Source organism: Sinorhizobium sp. 6-70 (assembly GCF_030124375.1).
Lineage (GTDB): Bacteria > Pseudomonadota > Alphaproteobacteria > Rhizobiales > Rhizobiaceae > Sinorhizobium.
Genome location: NZ_JASKLS010000012.1, coordinates 155,909 through 174,961 on the forward strand (window position 1 = coordinate 155,909; position 19,053 = coordinate 174,961).

At 59.9% G+C, this 19,053-nt stretch carries 15 protein-coding genes; 9 read left to right on the plus strand and 6 right to left on the minus strand.

Annotation, left to right across the window (positions count from 1 at the left end; translation table 11 throughout):
- The coding region (locus QN222_RS22295) for a DUF167 family protein (protein ID WP_284005594.1) at window positions 1-217 on the plus strand (217 nt) is incomplete at its 5' end.
- A 1-nt stretch (window position 218) separates the two neighbouring features.
- On the opposite strand, the gene ppa is transcribed toward QN222_RS22295, so the two are convergent.
- From ppa to QN222_RS22320, 5 genes are all read right to left on the minus strand, one after another.
- Window positions 219-752, minus strand: coding sequence for an inorganic diphosphatase (gene ppa, locus QN222_RS22300; protein ID WP_283962043.1), 534 nt, complete (start codon window positions 750-752; stop codon window positions 219-221).
- A 320-nt stretch (window positions 753-1,072) separates the two neighbouring features.
- Entirely contained in the window at window positions 1,073-1,579 is a 507-nt protein-coding gene (locus QN222_RS22305) for a GNAT family N-acetyltransferase (protein WP_283962042.1), read from the minus strand.
- 339 nt (window positions 1,580-1,918) lie between these two features.
- A complete protein-coding gene (gene typA, locus QN222_RS22310; RefSeq protein WP_283962041.1) occupies window positions 1,919-3,745 on the minus strand; it encodes a translational GTPase TypA in 1,827 nt (608 codons plus the stop codon).
- A 122-nt stretch (window positions 3,746-3,867) separates the two neighbouring features.
- Window positions 3,868-5,430, minus strand: a complete 1,563-nt coding sequence (locus tag QN222_RS22315) for an alkaline phosphatase (RefSeq protein WP_283962040.1) — start codon at window positions 5,428-5,430, stop codon at window positions 3,868-3,870.
- Between the two features lie 263 nt (window positions 5,431-5,693).
- On the minus strand, window positions 5,694-5,915 hold the full coding sequence (locus tag QN222_RS22320) for a KTSC domain-containing protein (protein WP_283962039.1): 222 nt from the start codon (window positions 5,913-5,915) through the stop codon (window positions 5,694-5,696).
- A gap of 226 nt (window positions 5,916-6,141) precedes the next feature.
- Between QN222_RS22320 and QN222_RS22325 the strand changes: the two genes are divergently transcribed.
- Entirely contained in the window at window positions 6,142-7,449 is a 1,308-nt protein-coding gene (locus tag QN222_RS22325; protein WP_283962038.1) for an amidase, read from the plus strand.
- Between the two features lie 128 nt (window positions 7,450-7,577).
- Here QN222_RS22325 and QN222_RS22330 read toward each other — a convergent pair whose 3' ends face one another.
- Window positions 7,578-7,739, minus strand: a complete 162-nt coding sequence (locus QN222_RS22330; RefSeq protein WP_283962037.1) for a hypothetical protein — start codon at window positions 7,737-7,739, stop codon at window positions 7,578-7,580.
- Between the two features lie 311 nt (window positions 7,740-8,050).
- On the opposite strand from QN222_RS22330, the gene QN222_RS22335 reads away from it, so the two are divergent.
- The 7 genes from QN222_RS22335 (at window position 8,051) to QN222_RS22365 (ending at window position 19,053) form a co-directional block, all read left to right on the plus strand.
- Complete coding sequence (locus QN222_RS22335; RefSeq protein WP_283962036.1) at window positions 8,051-8,557, plus strand: hypothetical protein; 507 nt, start codon at window positions 8,051-8,053, stop codon at window positions 8,555-8,557.
- A gap of 56 nt (window positions 8,558-8,613) precedes the next feature.
- A complete protein-coding gene (locus QN222_RS22340) occupies window positions 8,614-9,411 on the plus strand; it encodes a DUF429 domain-containing protein (protein WP_283962035.1) in 798 nt (265 codons plus the stop codon).
- A gap of 222 nt (window positions 9,412-9,633) precedes the next feature.
- Entirely contained in the window at window positions 9,634-10,839 is a 1,206-nt protein-coding gene (locus QN222_RS22345; protein ID WP_283962034.1) for a tyrosine-type recombinase/integrase, read from the plus strand.
- Window positions 10,840-11,322: 483 nt separating this feature from the next.
- Window positions 11,323-12,189 carry a DUF2971 domain-containing protein gene (locus QN222_RS22350; RefSeq protein ID WP_283962033.1) on the plus strand — a complete coding sequence of 289 codons (867 nt, stop codon included), beginning with the start codon at window positions 11,323-11,325 and terminating at the stop codon, window positions 12,187-12,189.
- An 81-nt stretch (window positions 12,190-12,270) separates the two neighbouring features.
- Window positions 12,271-12,774, plus strand: a complete 504-nt coding sequence (locus QN222_RS22355) for a hypothetical protein (RefSeq protein ID WP_283962032.1) — start codon at window positions 12,271-12,273, stop codon at window positions 12,772-12,774.
- Window positions 12,775-13,112: 338 nt separating this feature from the next.
- Window positions 13,113-13,562, plus strand: a complete 450-nt coding sequence (locus QN222_RS22360; protein ID WP_283962031.1) for a hypothetical protein — start codon at window positions 13,113-13,115, stop codon at window positions 13,560-13,562.
- 319 nt (window positions 13,563-13,881) lie between these two features.
- Window positions 13,882-19,053, plus strand: a complete 5,172-nt coding sequence (locus QN222_RS22365; RefSeq protein WP_283962030.1) for a DEAD/DEAH box helicase — start codon at window positions 13,882-13,884, stop codon at window positions 19,051-19,053.

Here is a 19,053-nt window from a genome sequence, read left to right on the forward strand (position 1 = left end):
CGGAGAGGAATATCTCAAGGTTCGCGTCCGCGCCGTGCCGGAAAAGGGCAAGGCGAATCAGGCGCTGATCGCGCTGCTGGCAAAACAGTTCGGCATCGCAAAGAACAGGATCGCACTCGTTTCCGGCGACACACAGCGCAAAAAAATCCTCCGGATCGAGGCCGATCCGGAGGATATCATCAAGCGGCTCGCCGAAATTGTTGGCGAGAAGGGATAAACTACTTCTTTGCCTTGGCGCGCTCGACCGCTTCCTTGATCAGCTCTTTGGCAACGCTCGCGTCCTTCCAGCCGAAGATCTTCACCCACTTGCCGGGCTCCAGATCCTTGTAGTGCTCGAAGAAGTGTTCGATCTGCTTGAGCGTGATCTCCGGCAGGTCGGTGTAGTCGTGAACCTTGTCGTAGCGCTTGGTGAGATGGCTCGACGGCACGGCGATGATCTTCTCGTCCTGACCGGAATTATCTTCCATCATCATCACGCCGATCGGGCGGACATTGATGACGCAGCCCGGCACCAGCGGGCGGGTGTTGCAGATCAACACGTCGATCGGATCGCCGTCGTCGGACAGCGTGTGCGGGACGAAGCCGTAATTGCCCGGATAGGTCATCGGCGTATAGAGGAAGCGGTCGACCACCAGCGTGCCGGCTTCCTTGTCCATTTCGTACTTGATCGGATGCCCGCCGACCGGAACCTCCACGATTACGTTGACATCTTCCGGTGGATTCTTTCCGATGGAAATAGCGTCGATCCGCATAAGTACCTCCAGGGGTCGGTTTAAATTCGCCCCGTCGGATAAAGGGAAAAATGCCGCGATGCAACATAACTTTCGTCCGGATGGGCGGAATGGCTCTAGGCGGGCGACACGGCCAAAAGTAGGCAGGCGAAGTTTTTTAGCACGAGAAAGCCGATGGTTGCCGCGATCTTCTCGCATCGGGTCGATGCGAACGAGCTGGCGCGCAAGATCGCCGATGGAGAAGCGATCGGGTCCGCTGCGACGTCGATCAGGCCCTCTACCATGACAAGCGTGGCTAAAAGTCGGAGGGGAACCTGCCGGAGTAAAGGGCGACCGAGCCGTCAGTTCCAGACGAAGCCGACTTTCTTCAGGTATTTGTCGCCGAAATCTTCCATGCCCTCGGCAATGTCACTGCCACCAGCCGTTTGGAAGAAGCTGTAGGCGTGTTCGCTGTCTTCGAGGCACCAGACGACGAGGCCTCGACAGCCAAGTGACCTCAAGAGGCTTTTCGCCTCGCGGAAGAGAATGCGTCCGAGGCCGATGCCCTGATATTCGGGCCGCAGGTAGATTTCGTAGATCTCACCTTCCTGCGGCAGCGCTCGCGCGCGGCTCAGGCCGAGCGTGGCATAGCCGGCGATCGTTCCGGCGACATCGACGACGAGCAAGGTCGCCGGCCCGCGCGTAGCCTTGCGCCACCAGGTTTCGTCTCGGCGGTTGACCATCTGGATCAGCGGACGATGCGGAATGATGCCGCCATAGGCCTGCAACCAGGAAATGCGATGCACCTCGGCGATCGCCGCCGCCTCATGTGGCTCCCCGGGCCTGACCTCGATCGAAACAGTCTTCATGACCTGACTCTAAACACACGACACGGCGAACCGGAATCCCGTCGGGCTGCCGGGCGGCGTTAACCCACAGGCAACTTTAACGGCATCCGAATGAAGGTTAACGCCTTTTTAACTTTATCCGCAAGCCGCCCGCGATCGGCACGCACAGCAAAAACCCCGGATCGCCCCGGGGTTGTGAATGTTTTCGATTTTGCGATTGACGTATCCGAAAACTGGCGCTTGCCCTCACCTTCGCCTCTCCCCGCAAGCGGGGCGAGGGGACTGGAGCGGCATCGCGGTCTCCCCGTCAAAACGGGGAGAAGGTGGCAGGCTGGATGAGAGGTCGTCTCGGCCTGTGGCTTACGCCGCGCCGGCAGTGCGGGCCTTTTCGAAGCGCTTGCGCTCGTTCGGGTCGAGGTGCAGCTTGCGCAACCGGATCGACTTCGGCGTCACTTCGACGAGCTCGTCGTCCTGGATCCAGGAGAGAGCGCGCTCGAGCGTCATGCGGATCGGCGGCGTCAGGCGCACGGCTTCGTCCTTGCCGGCAGCGCGCATGTTGGTGAGCTTCTTGCCCTTGAGAACGTTTACCTCCAAATCGTTGTCGCGGGTATGGATGCCAATGATCATACCGGCATAAACCTTCTCGCCCGCCTCAATGATCATCGGGCCGCGGTCTTCAAGGTTGAACATCGCGTAGGCAACCGATTCGCCGGCGTCGTTCGACAAGAGAACGCCGTTGATCCGGCCGCCGATCTCGCCCTTGTAGGGCTGGTAGTCGTGGAACAGGCGGTTCATGATCGCCGTGCCGCGCGTATCGGTCAGAAGTTCCGACTGGTAGCCGATAAGGCCGCGGGTCGGGGCGAAGAAGACGAGGCGGACGCGGTTGCCGCCGGACGGCCGGAGCTCGACCATCTCGGCCTTGCGCTCCGACATCTTCTGGACGACGACGCCGGAATGCTCCTCGTCAACGTCGATGACCACTTCCTCGATCGGCTCGAGAAGCTGGCCGCTTTCATCCTTGTGCATGACGACGCGCGGGCGGGATACGGCAAGCTCGAAGCCTTCGCGGCGCATCGTTTCGATCAGCACCGCAAGCTGCAGTTCGCCACGGCCAGAGACGTAGAAGGAATCCTTTTCGGAGGATTCTTCGATCTTCAGCGCAACGTTGCCCTCGGCTTCCTTGAACAGGCGGTCACGGATGACGCGGCTCGTGACCTTGTCGCCTTCGGTGCCGGCGAGCGGCGAATCGTTGACGATGAAGGACATGGTGACCGTCGGCGGGTCGATCGGCTGGGCGGTCAGCGCCTCGGCAACGGTCGGATCGCAGAAGGTGTCGGCGACGGTGCCCTTGGTCAGGCCGGCGATCGCAACGATGTCACCTGCCTGCGCTTCTTCGATCGGCTGACGCTCGATGCCGCGGAAGGCGAGGATCTTCGAGATACGACCGGATTCGAGGAGCTTTCCGTCCTGCCCCAGAACCTTGACGGCCTGGTTCGGCTTGACCGAGCCCGAGTGAACGCGGCCGGTGATGATACGGCCAAGGAAGGGATTGGCTTCAAGGATCGTGCCGATCATGCGGAACGGACCTTCAGCAACCGTCGGCTCAGGCACATGCTTCAGCACGAGATCGAGCAGCGGTGCCATGCCCTGGTCCTTCGGACCTTCCGGGGCGACGTTCATCCAGCCATCACGGCCCGAACCATAGAGGATCGGGAAGTCGAGCTGTTCGTCGGTGGCGTCGAGATTGGCGAAGAGGTCGAAGACCTCGTTGATGACTTCTTCGTGGCGGCCGTCCGGGCGGTCGATCTTGTTGATCGCGACGATCGGCTTCAGGCCCACCTTGAGCGCCTTGCCGACGACGAACTTCGTCTGCGGCATCGGGCCTTCGGAAGCGTCGACGAGAACGATGGCGCCGTCCACCATGGACAGGATGCGCTCGACTTCACCGCCGAAGTCGGCGTGGCCGGGCGTGTCGACAATATTGATGCGCGTTCCCTTCCACTCGACCGAAGTCGCCTTGGCGAGAATGGTGATGCCGCGCTCTTTTTCGAGGTCGTTGGAGTCCATGACGCGTTCGGCAACGCGCTGGTTTTCGCGGAACGAGCCCGACTGCTTCAAGAGCTCGTCGACAAGCGTCGTTTTTCCATGGTCGACGTGCGCGATGATCGCGATGTTACGAATGCTCATTTTTTCTCTCGGAAAGTTCTGGGCACGCGCGACAGGGCGGGTACCGCTTTTCAGTTGCCGCGCTCATACAAGTTTTTTTGCATAAGCGAAAGGGGGCCTGCGCTCAGACCAGCTCTGCAGCTTCACGCGACGGCCGCCGGATCGAGCGTTACGCGCCAGAGCTCCTTATCCTCCCGATCCATCAGCCGCACGGTCATCTGCCGCGTCTGGCCGCTGATGTCGACGATGCCGAAGAATTGCAGGCCGGCGGACGGCGGCAGGTTGCTATCGATGCCGCCTCCGGACGCCTTGATGAAGCGGAGCTGCGGGCCGAAGGTCATATCGAGTTCCTTCGGACCGTAGGTGCCGGAATGCAAGGGACCGGAAACGAACTCCCAGAAGGGCAGGAATTCCTTGAAGGCGGCGCGCGACGGATCGTAGTGATGCGCGGCGGTATAGTGCACGTCCGCCGTCAGCCAGACGATGTTGTTGATCGCGTTGTCGCGGATGAACCGCAGCAGGTCGGCGAATTCCGTCTCCCTTCCCATCGGCGCGCCATTGTCGCCATTGGCAATCGCATCCGACCCTCGCCGCGCCGAATAATCGTCCCAGACGACGAGGCCGATCGGCATGTCGCAAGCGATCACCTTCCAGGTCGCGCGTGAGGCGGCCAGCTCACGCTTCAGCCAATCCGCCTGGCGCCAGCCGAAGAGACCGGAATCCCCCTCCCCCTGATTGGGGCCGCGATAGGAGCGCAGATCCACGAAGAAGACGTCGAGCAATGGGCCGTAAGCGACCTTGCGGAAGATGCGTCCGGGCTGCGTCGGCAAGGTGCGGATCGGCGTCATCTCGTGGAACGCACGAGCGGCGCGCGACGCATACACCGCCACGTCCTTTTCCGGATAACGCGGATCGTCCCTGAGATCGGTCGAGGCCGACCAGTTGTTCAAGACCTCGTGGTCGTCCCACTGATAGAAGGTCGGGCAGACGGCATTCAGGCCGCGCACGTGCTCATCGAGCAGATTGTATTTCCACTGGCCGCGATATTCCTCCAGCGTGCGGGCGACGTCGCGCTTCTCGGGCGTCACGATCCTGTTCTTCCACATGCCGCCGTCCCGGAGCTTGATCTCGTCTGGAATGGGATTGTCGGCGTAAATCGTGTCGCCGGAATGGATGAAGAAATCCGGCTCGTGCAGTTGCATGGTCGAATAGGTCTTCATCCCGACATCGTCGATGCCCCAACCCTGGCCGGCAGTATCACCGGACCAGACGAAGCGCACCGACCGGCGGCGCAAGGGTGCCGTGCGGAAACGTCCGACGATCGGCTCGGAGACACGATTGCCGTCATAAAGATCGGTTGCGGTGAAGCGATAGAAGATATCCTGGTCCGGCAGCAGGCCGTCGAGCCGGTACTTGATCGCGCAGTCGGTCTGTGGCGTCGCGTCGATGTCGGGAAGCCGGAGGGCGTTCGAGAAGCTTTCGGTGGTCGAATATTCGACCGCCACTCGCGCCGGCCGATCGACCCGCGTCCAGATCATTCCCGATTGCGTATCGACGTCACCCGATTGCACGCCGTGCAAGAATTCCGGCCGCCCATAGCCGCGGGCATAGAAGGGTGTCGCGAGACCGGAAGAAGCGACGAGACCGGCGGCGCCGGCGGAGAAGAGGAAAGAGCGCCTGGTCAGCGTGCTTCGAATATCGGCCAAATTTTGCCTCCGGAACGACATGCGCAAAAAGTTCGCGAATCATCGATTTCGCGATCGGACCTTTGGCGAGCCGCATGTCAGCGGCTTTACAGCTGGATGAAACTATTTGAACGGTTTGGCGACAGTTCTGTGAACGAGCGGTCGTCACCGCAGCCCTCGCGCCGCAAGCGGAGGTTCGAGCGCGCAACAGGTCCCGCTTGCAGGGAGAAGGTGGCCGGCAGGCCGGATGAGGCGCGAAGGGGACGAAGACCGCACGCGCCCCTTCAATGCGTGAAATCGTAGTGATCCCGGAGGTGATGGTTAAAATAGCTGCCGGCGGAAGCAGCATGCACCAGTTCCTCGTAGATGCTCTCCGGAACATCGAGGTAATGGTAAGGCCTGCGATTGCCGACGAACCAGACGCTGAGCGTGCGATGGCGCGCATCGTAATTGACGCGTTGGATCGCGGAAGAGTCGAGAATCGCGGACGATTGCAACATTGACATTGGCGTCTTCCCGGCTGGATTCCAGAAGTCGCTGACACCCAACATCATACATCAATGGCCGGGATTTATAAACGATGCCTATCCGCGCGGCGTCGGCGTCCCGCGCAAGGCGGCCGCGGGCAATGACGTCGCGGCACTTTGAATTGCTGCGTGATTTGTCCATAACTCGGTTGCCGATTTACGGAATCATGCGAACAGCGGTCATCCCATTTACGAGGTCTTCGCCTTGACCCAATCGAAAACTCCCTCTCGCGACCGGCTCGAAGCCGTACTCACGCGCCTGAATGGGCGCCGGCACGAAGAACGCGTTTTCGTGAAACTCTATTCCGACACCGCCCGGGCCGAGGCTGACGCCGCCGACCGAAGGCTGAGCGATGGAAGCGGCCTCGGCCCGCTCGACGGCCGGATCGTCTCGATCAAGGACCTCTTCGACGTCGCAGGCGAACCGACGCTTGCCGGCTCGATCATCCGCCGGGCGGCGGAACCGGCAACGGCAGACGCGGCGATCGTCCAGCGACTGCGGGCGGCCGGCGCCGTCATCATCGGCAAGACGCACATGACCGAATTCGCCTTCACCGCCGTCGGCCTCAACCCGCACTATCCGGCGCCCCGCAATGCGATCGACGCGAGCCTCGTCCCCGGCGGTTCATCGTCCGGTGCGGCCGTGTCGGTGGCGGAGGACACAAGCGAGATCGCCATCGGCTCCGATACCGGCGGCTCGGTGCGCATTCCGGCGGCGCTGAACGGCCTCGTCGGCTTCAAGCCGACCGCCCGGCGCGTGCCCCTCGACGGCGCCTTCCCGCTGTCGCCAAGCCTCGATTCGATTGGCCCGCTCGCGCGCACCGTCGCCGGCTGCGCGCTGGCCGACGCCATCATGGCGGGCGGTGGGCCAAGACCGCTCACGCCACTGGCGCTTGACGGATTGAAGCTCGGCATTCCGAAAGGCTTTCTGCTCGAAGACCTCGCGCCGGAGATCGCTCGGGCCTTCGAGGCGAGCCTGCAAATGCTTTGCCGCGCCGGCGCAAAACTCGCCGAATGCAGCATCGACGATCTCCTCGCCCGCTTCGCCGAGGCAACGTCGATCGGCTCCGTCGCCGCGATCGAAGGCAGCCGAATCCACCGCAGCTGGCTTGAGGACGCGGACGCACCCGTCGATACGCGGGTAACATCGACGCTGCGCCGGCGCTTGACCGTGCCCGACCCAGCACTGGAAAAGCTGCTGCGGACGCGGCAAGACCTCATTCGCGCGATGGACGAGCGGCTCGCGCCCTATGACCTCATCGTCCTGCCGACCACGCCGATCCCCGCCGTCGGCATTGCCTCTGTGGAACATGACAAACAGGAATATCGCCGCGTCGAAGACCTGCTCCTGCGCAACACGCAGGTCGCCAATCAATTCGACCTGACGGCGATCACGCTGCCGATGGCAGGCACGAGCCTACCGGCAGGGCTGATGCTGGTGGGACGGAGCGGGACGGACGGGATGCTGCTGGCCGCAGCGGCGTACGTCGAGAGATTGCTGCAAGTCGGCTGAATGTTGCGGCATAAGCCGAGAGCGGGATGAGGAAAGTATGCGCGGTTTTCCGCCCGCATTCCGCACTCACTACGTAGAATCGATCACGTCTTACGATTTCCGGTCGATTCGACTGAAATCATCGTGGTTTAGTGCATCCTTTCGGACACCCACTCCTCATCGAGGATCCGGAATGTATCTTCAAGCGCGGCAACCAGGATGTCCGTGAGTTCGTCGCCGCGATTGTTCGCGAGAATCAGGGCCAGGGCCGCATCCTGGGGATCGCTGTAGTGTTGAACATCATTAGACATCGCATCGTCCTTTTTCGCCGCATCACATTCCGGTCGTTGTGACGGTGATAGGAAAGCCGACTTGTGCGGGGCTTAAGGGGGCGGCCCCGCGCGTCCTATCAGACGCAAGGGATGCTGTAGCACTTTGAATTGCTGCATGTTTTCATCCTTAAATCGGCGACGGTTTTAGGGAAACATGCAGCAAGCCTTTCCTTCCGGCTGCGCCCTCTGCTCCTTCCGGCGGCGCGCGCCCTGCCGTGAGATACCTTTTTGCTCGCCCTTGCCTTGCGAGCACGGTAGAGGATCACGAAATTTCGACAGCGGATGTGAGGATGGCGAAGAAGAAACTCGACAATGCACATGATCTGCAGCGGCTGAAGTCCGAATTCCCCGACGTCCATGGCGCTTTTCTTGCCGGCAAGATCCCGTCCTTGCGCAAGGCCTTCGTGATCGCCGGTATAAAGCCCGAGCGTACCCGACTGGATAAGCTTAAGAATTCCTGGACGAAGGCGACGGATAACGAGCGGAACGCCTTTTTGAGCTGGCTCGCGGCCAGGGGCGCGCTATCGACGACGGTCACGCATTCCTCCGGCCCCTCGCCGTCTCAACGTGCCGCGGAGGCTCCGATCGCGAGCGGCCGGTATCTGTTGCCCTCTGCCATCGCCGAAATCAAAGCGATCATGGCGAAACGCCGGTTGCAGCCGGAGGACGTCATGCAGGAAATCGGGTTTCCTCCCGACGACCGCTCCCTCGCCCACGCGCTTGCCCGTGGTGCAAGCCTCAGGCTGGCTGTAATCGCTGCATTGGAGGCGTGGCTGCGCACGAATGCGCGGGGATGAGGCTGTAGATGCGATTTTCGGGCAAAGGAACAGCTTTTGCCGTGGGAGTTGCGACGTTGAAAGACAAGAGTTTCGACAAACTGCTCGGCATCGACGTTGGATACTCGCTGTCGCGACCGACCACGGGGATTGCATGGTGCGCCGGCGGGAACGTCGGCTGCGCAAAGGCGCATACCGATTGGAACCGTCGACAGCTGCACATTCCGGCATCCACGATGTTTTCGGTTATCGCCATCGATGGCCCCTTGCTGCCGGTCGACGCGCCCGATGGACTCGACCGCTCCTGCGAGCGGCTCTTCATCCGCGGAGCCTTCCACGCACGCTGCAAGCCGGGGCTCAGCCACCACGGCCATGGTCTCGCCCTGAGAAAGGCTGCGGCCGAGACCGCAGCGCAGGTCAGGCACCTTGCGGCTGCGCCGATGATCGGCAGGTCCATCATTCCCGGCGCCGCAATCATCGAGGCCTTCCCGAACGCCTTTCTCGGCGTTCTTCTCGAGGACGACCGTTTTGCCATGTCCAGGGCAGCGAAGCGCAGAAGGTTTGACTGGCTGTACGACCAAGCGGTTGAAAGCCACGTCTTCGACAGACTTCTTGACGCCATCGGCTGGAACAATGACACGCTACTGCAGAAGGTCACAACCGAGCGAGACCATGAACAACGGGCAGCATGGATCTGCCTGCTGACAGCAGCAACCGCCGTCGCAGGCAAGTCCGAAGCAGTCGGGGACGAGGCCGGCGGCTGGTTCTGGCTACCGCCGGCGGAGCTTTGGGCGCCTTGGGCGAGGCAGGCTTTGGCGCAGAACAGCGCGGCGGTCTCAGCGAAAGCACGAGCGCCAAGTCCGACACGGGTCTAGCGATTGCGTGATTAAATGGCGGAGAGGGGGTCTGCCATTAATTCCGCCACATCGAATAGCAATCAATCTCATACTGTATTGAAAACAATGCGCTTTTTCACTTCTTGGAAATCGCGCTCAGTCTCGTTTCGTATCAATTCAACCCAACCAATCGCGGTCGTTGTGATGGACTGAATGATGGGCTAGAAACTGAGTGAGGATCGAACGAACCGGGGAATAACGATGCTGAGTGACGCCAAAGCGAGAAAAATAAAGTCGGGCGATAAGCCAATTTCGGATGGCGCCGTAACGGGGCTCTACCTGTATCCCTCGGCCACACCCGGCAGCGGCAAATGGGTTCTGCGGTTTGTCTCGCCGCTGACGGGCAAACGACGCGACATGGGCCTCGGAAGCTATCCGGCCGTTTCCATCCGTGACGCGCGCGCAAGAGCGTTAGAAGCCCGGACCTTGATCGAGAAAGGCGGCGATCCACTAGAAGAAAGACGACAACGGGAAGATGAAGCCAAGAGGGTGGCGAAAATACCGACCTTTGAGGAGGCAGCTCGACGTCACCATGCTGATCGTGCCGAAGCGTTTCGAAACAAGAAGCACATCGATCAATGGATCAATACGCTCGAGCAGTACGTCTTCCCGCGGATTGGCAAAAGGCCCGTGAACGAACTGGGACCTTCCGATTTCGCTACCTGCCTCAAGCCGATCTGGCTCGAAAAGCCGGAGACTGCGTCGCGTATCAAGCAAAGGTGCGACGCCGTGATGGACTGGTGTGCGGCCAGCGGCCACATTTTGGCGAGCCCGGTCCGGGTTCTAGACAAATTGCTTCCCAAGCAGCCGGGCAAGAGGGAGCGCGTTGAACACCAGCCTGCACTGCCGTGGCGGTCACTGCCGGCATTCGTTCGGGATGTCCTGCATGCCGGTCCGCCGAGCACGACCAAGATCATGTTGGAGTTGCTTATCCTGACGTCTTCTCGCTCCGGTGAGATCAGGCAGATGCAATGGGACGAAATCGACTTTTCGGATGCGATCTGGACAGTACCGGCATCGCGGATGAAAGCGAAGGTTTTGCATCGCGTGCCGCTAGCCCCGCGAGCGATCGCTCTGCTCGAGGGCCAACTGGAGAAGTCCGACACGGGAGAAGGGCTTGTGTTTCCCTCGCGTTCCAACACCCCGATCAGCGACATGACGATGACGAAGTTCCTGCGTGATCAAAAGGTCACGAGCGATACCCCGGGGCGGATTGCCACCGCCCATGGCTTCCGTTCCAGTTTCCGTGACTGGGCGTCAGAGAACGGCTACCCACGTGACGTTGCTGAACGCGCTTTGGCCCATACGGTTAAGAACGCAACCGAGGCGGCCTATCACCGTACCGACCTCCTCGACCAGCGCCGGAAGGTGATGATTGAGTGGGAGAGATACTGTCTCGGTCTCTAGTTCGGGTGGCGCGAATGGAGAATATGCTTGTCAAGTTTTTCGGGCTGCCTCAAGTGAGACGCTTGTGCACGTCCAAGGATTATGGAACTAGCGATCTACCGGTCTCTTGGCTAGTCATCTGAGAGCTCGCAACAACGGTGCGTGTCGTGGCGTTGTTGCCGGTCTCCTCAACAGATGGCCACATAGACTCCGAGTGAACTGACACGTGGCGGGAAGGCATGGAAGGCAGCATGCGGCGCGGGAGAGCTGCATTGACTAGGAAAGAAACGCGGCGCGCAGACGGGCCAGGAACTCGTCACAAAAGAGCGGGTCTTGGTTCGCGCAACTCGAAGGGCCCAACTGCGCCGGAACCGAATGTCGCTTGTCATGGGACTGGATGACGAAGAAAAACGACTGTATTGCGAGGAGACGGATTGCTTTCTTGCTGTCACGTGGCCAATCTGCCGCAACCACTGCAGATTGTTTCCATGGACATGAATGCCGATGCCTAGCGTTGCAAAACGAACGACTAAGAAAATCCGCAAGGCGTCTCCGAGCGAAACACCCAGGTACCTTACGCATTACACCGATCTCGCTGGATTTCAGGGGATCATAGCTAACAAGCAGATGTGGTTAAGCCATGCCGGGTTTCTGAACGATCCGGAAGAGCTGCAATATGGCGTCAACCGCGCAAACGCAGTCCTGCAAAAACTCCTCAAGGGTCAAGACGCTGACGACGGAGGACGGCTCAAGCTGGTCTCAGACATTGCGAGAGATTTCGCAAAATTTCAGCCGCCCGACGCTTATATCGCGTGCTTCTGCCAGCGGAGCGATTTGCTGAGCCAATGGCGAGGCTACGCGTCACGACAGGGCGTAAGCATCACATTTAAGACCGAAGAATTGCTAAGGGCATTTGCGGGTATGGAGGCTGAGCTCCATCAGGTCGTTTATGGGATTAACGAGTCGAACCGGGCACTGAAGTCTGCGATCGAAGACGAGCTTCCAGATATCATCGACGATGTTCAATATCTGATCGGATCATTGAAAGATAGCGAGATACGTCAAAGCTTTTCAGACCTCATTACCAAGATGGTGCCACGCTTTAAGCACTTTGGGTTTAGAGAGGAGCAAGAATGGCGCATTGTGGTCACAAGTCCAGCGAAGCGAGTAATCAAGTTCCGGCCACGTGGACAACTCTTGCTCCCATATATTGAGCTTGATGCCAAGGGAAAAACACTGGCTATCGAGGACATCACCATCGGACCTGGGGTCAACGATGATGCGGTCAAAAAGAGCATCCAGTTTTTTCTTCGCCAACACGGGTATGATCCTGAAATCGTTGATCCGAGTTCCACTCCATATAGAACATGACCGAACATTTATTGTTTTTTTATCAATGATTTCTGTGCGACTTTCGATTTCACGCAAGTCTGACAGCAGAGCAACCATCACATGGCATCGATAGATCCGCGCCTCTTCGAATTGTTCGACACGCTTCGCGGGTCGCAGCTCGACTGGCTTGTGTTTGAACTAATAGATGGGATCCGAGCTGGCAGAGCGCCGATCGAACCCCCTGAAAACCTGATGGGCGCGAGGTCTGACGCCCGCACCGGGGCTCGCCGCGAGCTGCCGTTTTCTCCGCCCCCCGAACCAATGCCGATCGAGGGCGACGACCAGGTCGAGTGGGCGGTCGCCTACGTCTGCGACCGGATGGAGGCAACGGTAGCCGAAATGGAAGCCTGCGCACGTAACCTCACCGTCATTCTCGGCGACGGCGTCAGCGGGAATGTGAAGGCAAAGCCTATTTCGCAATCCGTGCAGATCCTGCTTCAGGACGACGGACCTGGGAGACAGACCACGCTGAACGATGCTTCAGCAGCCAGGGCCGAATTGCCGCGGCTTCGCAAAGAACTTGAAGCGTGGTCAGCGCAGGTCAGGAATAATCCCCAGCCATGATTACCAATGTTGCGACTGCACTAAACACGATTGTTGGAAGGACAACCATTCTCACCAACGCTGCGGGCGCGGGCCGGATGTTCGAGCTCTTCGTGATGACGGAGATCGCACTCGGTCTAAGAAGTTCAGGCTTTTCCGTGTGGCTTCAGAGATCGGACGGGACGCCGATTAGGCCTACCGACCCAAATCGCCAGTTCATACAACGCGGGGGCGCCCCCAGTGGGGTTCAGCCAGCGGCCGCAGGTCCTGGCAATGCTGGAGTGATTTGCTTTCAAGCCCCGGGCGGACCTCGCTGGGAAATATGGAATGGCATCCAATTCCAGGGGCGCAGTCAAACCTTGCACGAGATCGACATCGCGATTGTGCCGTCTAGCGTCGGCGCAGCATTGCGATTAACTGGCGGAAGCCCGACGGGCCGTCCCAGGGTGGCGATCGAATGCAAGGATGTGGGTGGAAACGGAAGTCTCGACGAGATGCGAACACTGGTCGCCAGACTCTATGACCTAACGCTTTTGCATGCCCATCATATTTACCTCGGCCTGACTCCCGAACAGGCAATCCACCCCGGAAGCCCGGTGGGCGCGCGATATCGCGCAGTCCTCACCTACTGGCAGGAAAATCGACGAACAAAGAACATCCTCGCGAGGCGAACTGGCTTTGTCCGCGGCACGGCGCCCCTTTCGGGATATCATTCCATCGAACCTCATGGGGAAATTCTCGTCGGCGGTGCCAGCGTCACAACGCTCGTCAGTTCTGTTGTCGACTGGGCAGTACAGAACGCACTCTGATCCTCCATAATCCGGTTGGTAACCCTGAGTTGCTCTGCTACGGTCCGAATGACATCGGAGGGTTCGATGATCGCGGAGACAACGGATCAATCCATGACAGTGCGCGAACGTGGCGTTCTACTTGAACATTGATGAGAAGACTGGTTACAGGCTTGGCCAAGCGAGCGGTCTATCGGGCTTTAAATTAGCCGGCGCATGGCGTTTCAAGAGATTGGACGTCGATAACTGGTCCGATCTGCAGAAGGAAGCTGCGCAGGCCAAGAGATGCGCGGAGAGATGATCTCCCCGGCCTTGAGATCAGTGAACTTGGGGGGAGTGAGTGAAAGCCTTTGAATTTGATCACGATCTTATTGACACCTATGCCCGGTTTTCACGTTCGTTCAGCACCATTCGCGCAGAGGACCTGCGAGGCGAAGTCGAGGCTGAATACGAGGCCGGGCGCTTTTGGCCTGACAGTCTGCTTTCCCTGAACCCGCGCTACAAACAGGGGCCGACAGTAGATGACCTCGTAGCCTCCGGCGATCTGGACGAGGCAACAGGCAGGATCTTTAGATTCGGCAGCACCCCAATCCGGTTCTACCGCCATCAGGCGCAGTCGATCGCCAAGGTCAGGATGGGGCAGAGCTTTGTAGTAACTACGGGCACCGGCTCGGGGAAATCGATGTGCTTCTTCGTTCCGGTCGTGGATACTATCGTGCGGGCGATCAAAGCGGGTGGTCCGCGTCGAACGCGCGCCATCATTGTCTATCCGATGAACGCGCTGGCCAACAGCCAGATCAAGGAAATCGAAAAGTTCATCTCGCAATCGGATCTGCCCGAGAACCTGAAGCCTGTGGTCAAGCGCTATACCGGCCAGGAGGGTCGAGAAGAGCGCCAGCGGATTGCTGATAATCCACCGGATATCCTGCTGACCAACTTCATAATGGCCGAACTGCTTCTGACCCGGCAGGACGACCTGGATTCCCGGGTGATAGGCAATGCTTCGGGGCTGGAATTTATCGTTCTGGACGAGCTTCACACCTATCGCGGCCGCCAGGGGGCCGATGTGGCGGTTCTCGTTCGTCGCCTTCGCAATCGGTGTACTCCGGACAAGACGCCGATCTGCATCGGGACCTCGGCCACCATGGCCAGCGAAGGTTCGGATGAGAGCAAGGCGCAAGCGGTTGCAAGCGTTGCCTCCCGACTGTTCGGTGCCCAGATCGGTCCGGATGCGGTGATCGACGAGGCTTTACAGCGCGCTACGGATGACACGCTGACGCTCGAACAGGTCAGGCCGCTCCTGGCGTCCGTGCTTACCTCACCCCTGCCAGAGGCGTTGACGGATGAAGTGCTGCGGCAACACCCGCTAGCGGTCTGGGCGGAACTCGCCATCGGACTGAAGGACGAACAGGAACTGCGCCGTCAGAATCCCGTGCCCTTTGGTGAGGCGGTTGAGCGACTTTCAGAGGATAGCGGCGTTTCGCCGGAAATCTGCCGCGAGGTTTTCGAGCGCTTTCTGACCCGTGTGAGCCTGTCGGAAACCGAACGTGGCGGGACGGGCACAGGCGCTTTTCTGGCCTTCAAGTTACACCGTTTCATCTCGGGCGCGGGGGAAGTCTTCACCACGTTGACCGCCCGTCCACGCCGGGTGCTGTTCGAGGGGCAGCTCGAAGATCCGCAGGCTCCGGGAAACCGGCTTTATCCGACTCGCTTCTGCCGCGACTGCGGGCAGGAGGTGCATGTCGTCACCAAAACGGAAGACGCCGACGGGTTGCGTTTCCTGCCGCGCAACATCGATGACACGCCGCTCGAGAGCGAGGATGGCGATAGTGCGGGCTATCTTACACCGGTGGGAGATGGCGATCTCGACTATGTCTTCGACGGCGATATCGACACCTATCCCGAGGATTGGAAGGAGGAGCGCAATGGCATCGAGCGCCTGCGTTCCAACTACAAGAAGCGGATGCCTGAGCGCCTGAGTATAGGGCCGGACGGGCGTTATAGCTCTGGAGGGCCGGAATTCTGGTTTCTTCCCGGAAAATTCGGCTTCTGCCCCTGCTGCCAGCACCAGCCACAGCCGCGGATGAGAGAGCGCGGTAAGCTTCCCGGACTTTCCGGCGAGGGACGAAGCTCCGCGACCACGCTCCTGGTCTCGAGTGCGCTCGAATGGATGAACGGCGACGACAGCGGCGTTCCGCGTGAGAAGCGCAAACTTCTCGGTTTTACCGACAACCGGCAGGATGCGGCGCTTCAGGCTGGACACTTCAATGATTTTCTGTTTGTCGGCCTATTGCGTGGCGCGATCCTGCGCGCAGTGCTGGATGCCGGATCCGATGGCCTCAGCGAGGATGATTTCGGCCTCAAGGCCGTTCGGGCGCTGGGCTTCACTGCCGCCAACAGACAGGCTCTGGTTCATTGGATGCTGGAACCCGATGCCGGTGCCGTTATTCGCGAGGATGCGCAGCGTGCATTGGCAAAGGTGCTGGCGCATCGGGTTTGGAGCGACCTGCGGCGTGGCTGGCGCTATACCAACCCCAGCCTTGCCGAGCTTGGTCTGATCCAGGTCGAGTTTATCGGGCTTGACGATGTCGCCGAGGATAATTCGGCGCTAACCTCCATCCTGCCCGCGCTGGCTGATCTGGATGCTGGTGGGCGGCGCAACGTCTTGCATTCCGTCTTGTATTTCCTTCTCGAAGGGTTGGCGGTCAATACCGAGGCACTGGATCGCACGGTGCTCGATGGGGTCAGTTTGAAGTCGCGCAACCTTCTGCGCAGCCCATGGGCGATGGATCAGAAGGAAACCCCGCGTGGCCATACCACGCTTCTTTTGCAAGCACCGGGCAAGGACCGGGTCGGACTTCGTGAAGAGCAGACAATCCTGCGAGCGGGTCACAATTCCCGGCTGGGCCGACTGATCAATCGCAGATCGGTGATCGGCACCAAATTGAAGAAGGACGAATACCTTGCGGTCATGACCGGGCTGATGGAGCTGCTGGCCCGAGAAGGGCTCGTCACGCCGGTCGAGGTCGAGGCCGGTCTCCGTGGTTGGCGATTGGCTCCATCCGCAGTCCGCATTGTTCCAGGGCCTGCCGCTCTGGGACAGAATACGAAAGGAAATCAGTATTTCCTTGGCCTCTACTCTGCCATCGCCAACGACCTGAAAGATGGCCGAAGCAGCTATTGGGGACTGGAAGGCCGAGAACACACCGCGCAGGTTTCGCAAAAGCAACGTGAATGGCGCGAGTGGCGGTTCCGCTTCGAGGCCGACGATCTCGAACGAATGAAGGAAAATGCTGCTGAGATGAAGGCGGCGGGCGAGACGGCTCAACTCCTGCCCGCGCTGTTCTGCTCGCCGACAATGGAACTCGGCGTGGATATTTCCGCGATGAATGCCGTCTATCTGCGCAATGTGCCGCCGACCCCGGCTAACTATGCCCAGAGAGCAGGCCGCGCCGGACGTTCGGGCCAGGCGGCGGTGATCGTCACCTATTGCGCCGCGCAGTCTCCACATGACCAGTATTTCTTCACCCGCCGCAACGAGATGGTTGCAGGCGTGGTGCGCCCCCCGGCGCTCGACATCACCAATGAAGAACTCGTGCGCTCGCATCTCCATGCCATCTGGCTGGCGGTAGCGAAACTGGCACTCTCCCCGGATATCCCGGAAATTCTCGACCTGACCCGCGAGAAATATCCGCTGAAGCCGGAACTGCTGGATGTCATCCGGCAGCCATCTTTAGTAACAGCCTGCCGCGCGCCGATGAAACAGGTGCTGGACCAGATCCTCGCCTCGGTCGGCAGCGCAGTGCCCGTCTGGCTTGGCGATCCGGATGAGTTCATCCTGACGGTTGCAACGAGGTCACCCGACGAATTCGACGCGGCCTTCGACAGGTGGCGTGAACTCTACCACTCCGCACGCAGCCAGCTTGCCGAGGCGAACGCCAAATCCATGATCGCCGGTCTGTCGAGGGCGGATCGCCAGAAGATCAAGGCCGCACAGATGCAGGCGACCGATCAGATCGCGATTCTGGAACAAGGCAAGGCCTCAAACGGGTCGGACTTCTATTCCTACCGCTATCTGGCGACCGAAGGCTTCCTGCCAGGCTACAATTTCCCGCGCCTGCCGCTTTATGCCTTCGTGCCCGGAGAAGGGAAAACCGGGTCGTTTCTGCAGCGCGCACGCTTCCTTGCCATTTCCGAGTTTGGCCCGCGTAGCCTGATCTATCACGAGGGTCGCGCCTATCGGGTTATGAAGGCCAAGCTGCCGCCCGAGGTCCGTACTGGCGACGGATCGGAGCTGGCAACCAAGGATATTTTCATTTGTTCGAACTGCGGCGCCTGTCACGAAGGCGACGTCGAGCGTTGTCACGCCTGCAATGCGCCCATTTCGGACAAAGGCAAAGTGCAGCGTACGCTGCGTATCGACAATGTCGAGGCCGCTCCCGCCGAGCGCATCACCGCCAATGATGAAGAGCGGGTTCGACAGGGTTTCGATATCCAGACTGTATTCTCCTGGCCGCGCAGGGATGGGCGGGTGCAGGTAACGGAGGCGGAGTTTCGTTGCGACGACACTTCTGTCCTTTCTCTGCAATATGCCAACAGCGCCGAGATCAGCCGCATCAATAAGGGACTGAAGCGGCGTAAGAGCGAGACGGTACTCGGTTTCAACATTGATCCCCGTAGCGGTTATTGGGCAAAAGCCGAAGATGAAGATTCGGATGTTGATACTCCGCCCGATGTGGTGAAACCCGTGCGGATCGTGCCGATCGTGCGTGATCGCAAGAACGCTCTGCTTATACGTTTCAAGGAGCCGGAGGCGCTACAACCCGAGACGATCGCCACGGTTCAGCATTCCCTTCTGCGCGGAGTCGAGCTGGAATTCCAGTTGGAGGAAGGCGAGATTCTTGGTGAGCCTCTGCCCGCCCGAGACAATCGACGCTCGATCCTGACTTATGAGGCCACCGAAGGCGGCGCCGGCGTCCTGAATCGGCTGATAGACGATCCACAGGCGCTTGGTCGCGTTGCTCGGGCGGCGCTGACGCTGATGCATTTTGACAATGTCGATGCGGCAATCGCCGCTGGTGATGGCGCGCTTCTGACGGACAGCGTCGATACGGCCTGTGTCCGGGGCTGCTACCGATGCCTGCTGTCCTACTTTAACCAGCCGGATCACGAGTTGATCGACCGCACGAGCGAAGAAGCCAAGCAGATGCTGGTCGACCTGGCACGCGGTGAAGTGCATGTCATGTCGTCGGTTCGGGAGAATGACGAGGCTGATGGTTGGTCTGCCGCGTTCAAGCGGGCCGGCCTGCCTCAGCCAGATGCCAAACCGGCGGCGCTGGGGGAACAGGAGTTTCCCTTGGTGTGGCGTAATAATCGAATCGCCGCGACAACCGAAGCACTGAGCGATACCGCGCGATCATATGCCGAAGATATGGGTTGGTCGCTATTCGAGCTGCCAAAAGACACCGGGGCGGACCTACCGACGGAATTCGTCGCGGCCCTGAAGGAGTAA